8 protein-coding genes and 1 pseudogene are annotated in these 10,142 nt (G+C 69.6%); 5 read left to right on the top strand and 4 right to left on the bottom strand.

From position 1 onward, the window contains the following. The 5 genes from HKK72_RS30725 to HKK72_RS30705 form a co-directional block, all read left to right on the top strand. On the top strand, nt 1–1,129 hold a 1,129-nt coding region (locus tag HKK72_RS30725; RefSeq protein WP_187237937.1), incomplete at its 5' end, for a DUF1116 domain-containing protein. Nucleotides 1,130–1,145: 16 nt separating this feature from the next. Next, the gene (locus HKK72_RS30720; protein WP_187237936.1) at nt 1,146–2,618 is read left to right on the top strand and encodes an APC family permease; all 1,473 of its coding nucleotides are present in this window, start codon (nt 1,146–1,148) and stop codon (nt 2,616–2,618) included. 151 nt (nt 2,619–2,769) lie between these two features. Next, nucleotides 2,770–3,273: an Lrp/AsnC family transcriptional regulator gene (locus tag HKK72_RS30715; protein ID WP_187237935.1), complete on the top strand. Its 504-nt coding sequence runs from the start codon at nt 2,770–2,772 to the stop codon at nt 3,271–3,273. Between the two features lie 141 nt (nt 3,274–3,414). After that, nucleotides 3,415–3,642, top strand: coding sequence for a hypothetical protein (locus HKK72_RS30710; protein WP_187237934.1), 228 nt, complete (start codon nt 3,415–3,417; stop codon nt 3,640–3,642). A 169-nt stretch (nt 3,643–3,811) separates the two neighbouring features. Then, nucleotides 3,812–4,999, top strand: a complete 1,188-nt coding sequence (locus HKK72_RS30705) for an MFS transporter (protein WP_187237933.1) — start codon at nt 3,812–3,814, stop codon at nt 4,997–4,999. Between the two features lie 138 nt (nt 5,000–5,137). Here the strand turns inward: HKK72_RS30705 and HKK72_RS30700 are convergent, their stop codons facing one another. The 4 genes and pseudogenes from HKK72_RS30700 to HKK72_RS30685 form a co-directional block, all read right to left on the bottom strand. Further along, on the bottom strand, nt 5,138–7,288 hold the full coding sequence (locus HKK72_RS30700; protein ID WP_315987533.1) for an MMPL family transporter: 2,151 nt from the start codon (nt 7,286–7,288) through the stop codon (nt 5,138–5,140). Between the two features lie 163 nt (nt 7,289–7,451). Further along, on the bottom strand, nt 7,452–8,057 hold the full coding sequence (locus tag HKK72_RS30695; protein ID WP_187237932.1) for an ArsR/SmtB family transcription factor: 606 nt from the start codon (nt 8,055–8,057) through the stop codon (nt 7,452–7,454). A gap of 117 nt (nt 8,058–8,174) precedes the next feature. Beyond that, on the bottom strand, nt 8,175–8,966 hold the full coding sequence (locus tag HKK72_RS30690; RefSeq protein WP_187237931.1) for a citryl-CoA lyase: 792 nt from the start codon (nt 8,964–8,966) through the stop codon (nt 8,175–8,177). Further along, nucleotides 8,966–10,099 (bottom strand): annotated as a pseudogene (locus tag HKK72_RS30685) (CaiB/BaiF CoA transferase family protein). Before HKK72_RS30685 ends, HKK72_RS30690 begins: the two are co-directional and overlap by 1 nt. Between the last annotated feature and the right edge of the window lie 43 nt (nt 10,100–10,142).

Here is a 10,142-nt window from a genome sequence, read left to right as displayed (position 1 = left end):
CGGAGCGCCACTCGACTGGCCCGACTACACCGGCGGGCAGCGCCGCGCCATCCTCTACGCCGCCGTCTACGAGGGCATGGCGTCCGACCTCGCCGCCGCTGAGAGCGCGCTCGACTCCGGGCGGATCCGGGTGCGCAGCACCCAGCAGCACGACTGCATCGGCTCGGTCGCGGGCATCTACACCGCGTCCATGCCGGTTCTGGTGGTGCGTAACGAGGAGCACGGCAACCTCGCCTTCTGCAATCTGTACGAGGGGGAGAGCCGGCACCGCCTCAACTACGGCTCGTACAACGACGAGGTCGTCGCCGGCCTGCGCTGGCTCGAGACCGTGATGGCCCCCGTCCTGCAGCGGGCGCTGCGCAAGAGCGGGCCGCTGCCGCTCAAGCCGCTGATCGCCCGCGCGCTGCGGCTAGGCGACGAACTGCACAGCCGTAACACCGCGGCCACCCTGCTGTGGACCCGTGAGCTCACCCCGGCATTCCTCGACATGGCCTCCGGCGACGACTCGGCGGGAGTACGGGAGGTCCTCGAGTTCCTGACCCGCAACGAGTACGCCTTCCTGCGGCTGTCGATGGCCGCCGCCAAGGCCACCGCCGACGCGGCGCACGGCGTCCCGTACAGCAGCGTGCTGACCGGGATGGCGATCAACTGCCGCGAGTTCGCGATCCGGGTCAGTGGGCTGGAGGGGGAGTGGTTCCGCGGTGCCCACCCCCGCCTCGAGGGCCGCTTCTTCGAGGGATTCACCCAGGACGACGTCGAGTGGATCGGCGGCGAGAGCTGTGTGACCGAGACCGTCGGTCTCGGCGGCTTCGCCCAGGCCTGTGCCCCCACGCTGCAGGCCTACCAGGGCGGCACCGCAGCGGCGATGCGCGCCGCCAACGAGTCCATGTACGAGATCACTCTCGGTGAGCACCGCGACCTGCGGATGCCCCCGCTGGACTTCCGGGGCACACCGGTCGGCATTGATCTGTTCGCGGTGCTGCGGACCGGCATCACCCCGGTCATCGACGGTGGCCTGGCCGGCAAGGAGGGCGGCCAGATCGGCGCCGGCGTGCTGCGCCCCGAGCTCGACTGCTTCACCGCGGCCGCCGAGGCCTACCGACGCACCTACCCTTCAGCACAGCGTTAGCGAATGAGGAGACTTCATGTCCACATCTGACCGTGTGGTGCGGGAGGTGTCCGACCCGGCCGAGACCGGGCCGGCTCAGCTGACGCGCAACACCATGGGCACGCTCGAGCTGGCCTTCTTCGTGGTCGCCGCCGCGGGGCCGCTGCTCGTGGTCGCGGGTTTCGCGCCCCTGGGCCTGATGATCGGCGGCATCGGCGCTCCCGGCGCGCAGCTCGTCGCCGGGCTCGTCCTGCTGCTCTTCGCCGTCGGCTTCACCAGGATGGCCCTGCGGATCCGCAACCCCGGAGCCTTCTACTCCTACATCGGGCGGAGCCTCGGCAAACTGACCGGCGGCGGGGCCGCGCTGCTCGCCGTCACCGCCTACTCGCTGATCGCGGTCGCCCAGCTGGGCGCGTTCGGCGCCTTCGCGTCCGGCACGATCGGCCGGCTCACCGGATTGAAGCTGTCGTGGGTGGTCTGGTCGCTCGCGGCGCTCGCCGTCGTCGGCCTCCTCGCCCATCGGCGGATCTCGTTGAGCGCCAGGGTGCTCGGCGTGGCACTCCTCGCCGAGATCGCGATCCTGATCGTGCTCGCGGTGGCGGTGCTGCTGAAGGGCGGGCCACAGGGGATGAGCTTCGACTCGTTCAATCCGTCCCTGATCTTCGCGGGCGGCGGGACCGGAGCGATGTTCGCCGTGGTCTTCGGTGCCTTCATCGGCTTCGAGTCGACGGCGATCTACGCCGAGGAGGCGCGCAAGCCGGAGCGCACGGTGCCGCGTGCCACGTTCCTCGCGGTCGGCTTCCTGGCGGTGTTCTACACCTTCATGATGTGGATCGCGGTGATCGCGTTCGGCAAGGGCGACGTGGTCTCGGTCGCGACCGATCACCCGACCGAACTGTTCTCCATCGCCTTCGAGAACTACGTCGGTCACGCCGCCGCGGTGATCATGGAGATCCTGCTCATCTCCAGCGTGTTCGCCTCGACGCTGGCCTTCCACAGCACCACCGCCCGCTACCTGTTCACGCTGGGGCGCGAGCGGCTGCTGCCCGCGCGGCTCGCGGCGGTGCACCCCCGGCACGGGTCGCCATGGGTCGCCAGCGGTGTTCAGACGATCATTGCCGTGGTGTTCGTAGCGATCTTCGGCCTGGCCGGCGCGGACCCGTACCTGCAGCTGTTCCTGCTCATGGCCGCCCCGGGAATCCTCGCGGTGATCGTCTTGCAGGCGCTCTGCGCCATCGCGGTGCTGGTGTTCTTCCGCCGGATCGACCGCACCAGCGGACTGTCGTTCTGGGCGACGGTCGTCGCGCCGCTCGGCAGCCTCGTCGGCCTGGCGGTCGCCACCTGGCTGGTCACGAAGAACTTCGAGCTGCTCACCGGACGCACCGACTGGGTCAACGTGCTGCTGCTCGCCGTTCTCCCCGTGGGTTTCTGCGCCGGTGTGATCGTGACGTGGCGCATCAGGCGCAGCGATCCGGTGCGGTACGCGGGGCTGCTGACCGAGAAGGTGTAGTTACCGAGAAGGTCTAGGCTGACGCTGCTGGATCTTCACGTACGGTGCGGTGACGAGGGTGTCCGGGTCTTCGGCGCAAGCCGATCTCGGACGCCTTCGCCGTTGAAGCAAGGTCCGTTGGAATCAACCTTCGCAGGCAGCAGGGGAACGCATGGTCGATCGGCCGGCACCGAAGAAGGACTCCACTCGCACCGGGTCGATACCCGTCGAGCTCGACGCGACCGACCGTGAGATCCTCCGGAGCCTGGGGCAGGACGGGCGGATGAGCAACACCGACATCGCCCGGCGGATCGGGGTCACCGAGACGACGATCCGCAAGCGGCTCGCCGCGCTGATCGAGGGCGACTACGTCAACATCGTCGCGGTCCCGACGCCGAAGCTCGCCGGCCTCACGGTATCGGCGATCCTCGGGTTCTCGGTCGAGCTGCGGTCGTTGTCGGCGGTGGCCCAGGCGCTGGTGGAACAGCCCGAGGTCCGCTACTGCGGCATCTCGACCGGGCGGTACGACCTCATCGTCGAGGCGTTCTTCGCCGACCACGAACACCTGGTCGATTTCGTGACCAACGTGCTCGGCCGGATGGACGGCGTCACCAACGTCGAGACCTCGCTCATCCTGAAGATCGAGAAGTTCTCCTACGAGTGGGAGATTCCGTAGCGAGGCCCGTGGTGGGAAAACGTCGGAATGCCATGGCGTGCGGGGAGATTTCGGGCGTCAGGGCGAAGTTGATCTACGAATGCCCCCTGTTCGCCCGGTCGGACGGGTATTCGGCTACCCGTAGGGCGCATACTGGTAGCGATGAAAAGATCCCGCGTGACGACCCGCCGCCAGCTGCCTGGAAGTCCCTTCAACGTCCCCTCAGTCGCGCCTCCGGTCAAGGTGTTCGCCTTGGACGACCGCGTGACGCACGACAAGTACGGCCTCGGCCGGGTCATCGGTGTCGAAGACGACTCGGCCGTGCTGGTCGATTTCGGCCCGCGGACCGAGCGAATCACGGCACCGTTCCCCAAGCTGTACAAGCTCTGAGCCCCTCAGCGGCACTCGACCGGTCGGGTCGGGTCGCAGGGCCTCCGCTGGATCGCACGCGGTGGGTCTCCGCGGCCCTACCCGGTCAGTCGGGCATCATCGGCCGCTAGTGGAGCCGGCCCGGCCGAAGCGCCCCGCCGGTCACCGCCTCTTTCTGGGCGGACAGTCGGTGTCGCTTCTCGGCGACGGCTGCGCGGTCTTGGCCGTACCCCTGCTGGTCCTGCATCTGACGCGTGATCCCCTCGCCGCCGGGCTCGCGGCGGCACCGCGCGGTGTCGGATACCTGCTGGTCGGCCTGCCGGCCGGGCCGATCGTCGATCGGCTGAATCCGTGGGCCGTGCTGGTCGTCATGGACGTGATGCGCGCAGGGGTCTTCGTCGCGCTGGCCGTGCTGGCCTGGCTCGGGTCGGCCCGACTGTGGGTCATCCTCGCCCTGGCGTTCGTGGCCGGATCGGCGACGGTCTTCTTCGACGCCGCGCTCACCGTCGCGGTCAAGGATCTGTTCCCCCGCGATGGCCTGTTGCGGGCCAACTCCGTACTCGAGACGGCCGCACAGACCTCACTGGTGCTCGGACCCGCCCTCGTCGCCGCGATCGCCGCCACCGTCGGCATCGCCGGCGCGCTGCTGCTCAACGCGGCGACCTTCGCCGTCTCGTTGCTGTCGCTGGCGGCGGTCATGCGGGGCGACGACGCGGTGCGGCCGCCGCGGCGGGCACGTCGCGGCGGAATCGCACAGGGGCTCGGCGGTGACTTCATGGAAGGACTGCGTTATCTCATCGCCTTCCGGCCGCTCCTGGTCCTCACCGTCATCCAGACCATGCTGAACCTGTGCCTGGCGGTCGACACTCTGATCGTCTACTTCGCCCGTGTCACCCTGGAGCTGCCGTTGCCGCAGGTCAGCGCGGTCGTCGCGGGCGGTGGCGTAGGCGGGATCGCCGGGGCGGTCATGGCAGCCGGGCTCGCCGCCCGCATCCGGGCGCTCCCGCTCATCGCGTCGGGCATCGCGATCGCCGCGGGTGCCCTGCTCGTGATGGGGGTCAGCACGTCGTGGTGGCATCTGCTGGTGGCCAACAGCGTTCAGGTATGGGCGGTGATCGTGGTGAGCGTCGTCAACCGGAGCACTCGTCAGGCCTGGGTTCCTCGTGATCTGCTGGGCCGCGTCACCACCACGGGCCGGGCGCTCTTCATCACGGCAACCCCGGTCGGGGCGGTCCTCGCCGGAGCCGTCACCAGGGCTTTCGGTGACGACCCGCGTCCGGCGTTCCTCGGAGCCGGCGCATTGATGATCGTCATCATCGCGGCCGGATGGCTCGTGGCCCTTCGCCGCTACGACGCGGCCCCACCGCCGCAGAGGTAGATCGGCCGCTCCCGGTCTCGGGGGCGGCGCTGATCTGATTCTGGTTCTACCAGCAACCGTCCGGGCCCGCCGAGCCGTGACGGCGCCTCGGCGCGCTGTCGGCCTGAGGGGTCCCGGGCGGGACCCCTCAGGCGAGGGTCAGCGGGGCAGCGGCGCCGGTCGCTCCGCGGGTGCCCCAAGGGCCGCGGCCTCCCCCGGTTCCCCTGATTCCTCCGGCGCACTCACGGTGATGGGACGGGCGAGCCGGCCCGGCCACCAGAACAGCCGGCCGAGGTCCAGCGCGAGGGCGGGCACCATGATCGACCGGATGAGGAAGGTGTCGATGAGGACCCCGAGGGCGACGAGCACTCCCATCTCGACGAACATGACCATCGGAAGCGCGCCCAGGGTGCCGAAGGTGGCGGCGAGCACGAGACCGGCGCTGGAGATCACTCCGCCCGTCACGGCCAGGCCGCGGAGCACTCCGTCGCGGTGGCCGAGGCGGACCGTCTCCTCACGGACCCGGGAGACCAGGAAGATGTTGTAGTCGACGCCCAGCGCCACCAGGAACAGGAACCCCATGAGCGCGACCTGCACGTCCATCGCGGGGAAACCGAACAGGTGCTTGAAGATCAGCCAGCTTGCGCCGAGCGCCGTGAAGTACGACAGCACGACGGAGGCGATCAGGATCAGTGGTGCGACGAGTGCTCTGAGCAGCACGATCAGCACCAGGAGGACCACGGCCAGCACCAGCGGGATCACCACCCGCCGGTCGTGGCCCTGGGTGCGGGCGATGTCGAGGTCCTGTGCGGTGGCGCCGCCGACCCGGGCGTGTGCCTGAGGCAGGTCCCGCAGCGCCGCCCGGGCTCGATCGACCGACGCCGCGGCCGCGGGACTGTCCGGCGGATCGCTCAGCACCGCGTCGACTCTGGCCAGAGTGCCGTCGGTCGAAGGCCTCGGTGAACGGACCTCGGCCACGCCGCGCACGCCGCGCAATCGTGCGGCGACCGTCTCGGCGTCCGCCGCGTCGGCGATCACTTGCATCGGCCTGGCCTGGCCTGCCGGGTAGTGCGCGGCGACCAGTCGCTGACCGGCCGCCGAGCCGGGTGTGGTGGTCGTGTGGTGCTCGTCGTCCAGGCCGGTCTCGATGCTCAGCGCGGCGAGTGCGATCGTGCCGAGGATGAGCGCCGACGTGACCCAGACGAGCCGCGGCCGGACCGCGACCTTGTCTCCGATCCGACCCCACATCGAACGGTGCACGGTGTCGGCGCTCCCATAGCGCGGGATCATCGGCCAGAACACCCAGCGACCGAAGATTACTAGCAGGGCGGGGAGAAGCGTGATCATTGCGGCGAGACCGGCGGCGATGCCGATGGCCCCGACCGGGCCCAGTGAGTAGTTGAAGCCCATGTCGGCGGCGAGCAGGGCCAGCAGCGCCAGACCCACGGTCGCGGCGGACGCGGCGATCGCCGGCACCGCGCGCCGAAGTGCCACGGCCATCGCCTCGTGCCGGTCGGCGTGGCGGCGCAGTTCCTCCCGGTATCGCGCCAGGAGCAGCAGCGCGTAGTCGGTGCTGACACCGAAGCAGAGCACGGTGAGGATGCTGGCCGCCCCCGGTGCCACGAACATCCCGGCGTACTCGGCCAGCAGGTACGCGATCGCGTTGGCCAGCTGAAGCGCCAGGAACGCGTTGACGAGTGGCAGCAGCCACAGCACCGGGCTGCGATAGATGACCAGGAGCAGCAGGGTGACCACGACGACGGTGATGATCAGCGCCGTGGCGTCGGCACTGGCGAACATCTCGCTCGTGTCCAGCGCCCTGCCGGCCGATCCGGTGAGTTCGGCCCGCAGCCCGCCCGGCAGTGCCGTCTCCATCTGGGTGCGGACCTTCTTGGCGGTGTCGGACAGGTCATCGCCGTCGGCGAGCCCGACGACCACCATCAGCGCCTTGCCGTCGGCCGACGGCCGGGCCTGCGGTATCGGCTCGACCGCGAGGGGGGCGAGCGCCGTGCGGTCGGCCTCGACCTTGGCGCGATCGGCGGCGGTGACGCCGCTGTCGCGTGCGTAGATCATGACGCCCGATGCGACCTTCCCGTCCGGGAATCGATCGGTCAGCTCGGTCACCTGGGTCGATTCCGCGCCGCGGGGCAGCTCGGCGCTCGACTGTTCGGTCACGGCGTCGGACAGCATTCCGGCCAACGGCATCGCGCCCACAATGATCGCCGTCCAGGCCAGAAGGATCAGCCACTTGGCGCGGCGGCCGCCCGGAATCGCGGTGACGCGGGCGGTCAATTTGCCTGAGAGCAGCACGAGGTGCTCTCCTTTCTCTGGAGGTACGTACTCGTGAAGACACGCCTACGGGCGTGGTGGTACGGCTTCCGCTCCTGGGCCGCCGAGTGCCAGCTCGGCGGCCCACTTACGCGGATGCGGTTTCGGGCTCGGCATCGGTCACGCGGGGTTCGGTCACGTGGGGTCAGTCGCCTGGTTCGTCACGCCGCTCCTCCTCGGTGGCGGGGGGCTCGGAAGCCGGGATGGCGAAGAAACGGGTCAGGACGGTGCGCGCGTCGGACGGCGTGTCCTCCTCCGGCCGGTTGTACCGGTAGAGCAGGGCGATATAGGCCTCGAAGAACTCGAGCAGTTCGTCGAGGTTCACCCGGATCGAGCCGCGTGAGAAGGGAAAGGCGTCGGCCCAGGCGCCGAGTTCACCGCGTTCGCGCTCGAAGCGGTTGAGTTCTTCGAGATCGGACAGGAAGAAGCCTCTGTTCATCTCGTCGAACACGGCGCGCATCTCCGGGCTCTGCTCACTCCACCGAGGGAACCGCCGGTCCATCGGTACATGGCGCCACCAGCGTTCCCGGCCGTGCGCCAGCTCTGGCACCTCCTCGACGAAACCGTGCTTGGCGAGCTCGCGCAGGTGGTAACTCGCCAGGCCGGTGCTCACGCCGAGAGCGCGCGCGAGCGTCGTGGAGTTGACCGGGCCACGCCTCAGCTCCTGTTCGATGCGGTGCCGCAGCGGGTGCGCCAGCAGCTTCAGTGCAGCGATGTCGGTGATCTCCTGACGGCGGGACGGGTCGTTCATAAGCAAAAGGTAGACGTTGCAAGTAGGCGTTGCAAGCAGTATTTGCAACGTACGCTTGCAAAGTTCGCTCGCCCGCTTGTGAAAGCCGGACCACCCGGTCCGGCACCGCAGGTCAGGTCAGGTGAGATGGGCGGGAAGGATCGAGCGGGGAATGGGGCCCTTGTTGCGCCGACCCTGCTGGGTCTCCTCCCAGGCATGGGCGAGGATTCCGATGCTCCTGCTGATGACGAACATGCCGCGGGCGAGCGGGGCCGGAAAGCCGAGTTCGGCGTAGATGACGGCGGTGGCGCCGTCGATGTTCATCGGCACCGGTGTGGCGCGCCCGCGGTTGAGGGCGGCCTCCACCGCCCTCGCGGCGCGCAGGTGGTCGCCGGCCACGACGCCGTCCCGCACCGCCTCGTCCACCAGGGACAGCAGCGGGTCCCGGCGCGGGTCCACCGGATGAAAGCGGTGCCCGTAGCCCGGGAGGTAGTGCGGCCAGGTGGCGATGACCTGCTCGACGGCCGTCTCGAGGTCGATTCCGGCGCCCTCCGCTTCGAGGATCTCGGTGAGCAGGCACACGCACTGTTCACCGGCTCCGCCGTGTGAGTCGCCGAGGGCGTTGACCGCGCTCGCGACGGCGTTGTTGAGACCGATTCCGCAGGTGGCCGCCATCCGCGCGATCGCGATCGACGGCGCCTGCGGCCCGTGGTCGACGGAGGCGACCAGTGCGGCTTCGAGCAGCCTCGTCCGGCGCGGGCAAGGCAGCTCACCGCGCAGCATCAGCCAGATCATCGAGGTGAGGCTGGTGGTGCCGATGAGTTCCTGTACGGGATGCCCGCGCAGTTCGATGACGCCGGGTTCCATCCGGGAGACGGCGGTGGCCCACCAGCCGGCGACGGCGCCGGTCGGATCGACGTTGTCGTTCATCAGGTGACGACCTCTTCCGAGGGGGTGCTCCAGCCGGTCACGAGGGCCTCCCGTTCACCGTTGTGCTGGCCGAGCAATGGTGGGGGAGCGGTGGGAGGCAACGGTTCACCGTTGTGCAGCACTCCGTTGCCGGTGACCCGCAGCGTGCGGGCGGGGTGGCCCGGGAAGGGGAGATCGGTGAAGAACCCGCGATGGCTCAGCTGCTCGAGTTCCACCGCCTGCGGCACGGTGGCGACCCGGGCGGCCGGTACGCCGGCGGCGGCGAGGATCCGCTCCCACTCCTGTGCCGGCCGGCGGCGCAACGCGGTGTCGAGCTCCTGGTTGAGTTCGCCGCGATGACGCTTGCGTGCCTCGCGATCGGCGAACCGGGGGTCTGTGATCAGCTCGTGCCGGTCGACGAGCTCGCAGAGGGTCTCGAACTGCTGCTGCCGGTTGGCGGCGATGTTCAGCGGCCCGTCAGCGGTGTCGAAGGTGCCTGAAGGAGCCGCCGTCGCGTTCTGGTCGCCCATCGGCTCGGGCGCCGTCCCGCTGACCAGGTAGTTGGAGACCGCCCAGCCCATCGCCGAGACGGCGGCCTCGAGCATGGACACATCGAGGAAGACGCCCTGGCCCGTCGCGGAACGGCCGGCCAACGCGGCGGCGATGTTCAGTGCCGCGGCCAGGCCGCCCACGGTGTCGCAGACGGGGAAGCCGACCCTCAGCGGCGCCGTCTCGGTCGTCCCGGTGATGCTCATCATCCCGGACAGGCCCTAAATGATCTGGTCGTACGCGGGCGCCCGGCTCATCGGTCCCGTCTGGCCGAAACCCGAGATGGCGCAGTACACCAGGCGCGGGTTCAGCTCGTGCAGCCGGGGCCAGTCGAAGCCGAGGCGGGCGAGCACGCCGGCCCGGAAGTTCTCCAGCAGAACGTCCGCGCCGCAGACCATGTCCTCGAAGGCCGCGCGATCGGTGGCCTCCTTGAGATCGAGCTCGATGGATCTCTTGCCCGCGTTCTGGGCGCGGAGCCGGGCCGCATCGTGGTCGCCCTCGTGGGTGACGGCGGCATGAGCGCACAGCTCCCGGCCGTTCCGATGGCGGTCGAGCAGGGCACTCCCGGTGATCTTCGTGGTGATGAACAACCGCGCCCACGGCACGATCGCCGACCTGCAGGCGGCCAACTTCGGCGCCAGTTACGGC

The organism is Actinomadura sp. HBU206391, from assembly GCF_014323665.1.
Lineage (GTDB): Bacteria > Actinomycetota > Actinomycetes > Streptosporangiales > Streptosporangiaceae > Actinomadura_C.
Note: the sequence above shows the minus strand (reverse complement) of the source record. Positions and strands in the feature narration are given on the sequence as shown.

Excerpts from the sequence above, each read along its gene's own strand:
- HKK72_RS30720 (WP_187237936.1), top strand. The coding sequence starts at position 1,146 with ATGTCCACATCTGACCGTGTGGTGCGGGAGGTGTCCGACCCGGCCGAG.
- HKK72_RS30715 (WP_187237935.1), top strand. The coding sequence starts at position 2,770 with ATGGTCGATCGGCCGGCACCGAAGAAGGACTCCACTCGCACCGGGTCG.
- HKK72_RS30710 (WP_187237934.1), top strand. The coding sequence starts at position 3,415 with ATGAAAAGATCCCGCGTGACGACCCGCCGCCAGCTGCCTGGAAGTCCC.
- HKK72_RS30695 (WP_187237932.1), bottom strand. The coding sequence starts at position 8,057 with ATGAACGACCCGTCCCGCCGTCAGGAGATCACCGACATCGCTGCACTG.
- HKK72_RS30690 (WP_187237931.1), bottom strand. The coding sequence starts at position 8,966 with ATGAACGACAACGTCGATCCGACCGGCGCCGTCGCCGGCTGGTGGGCC.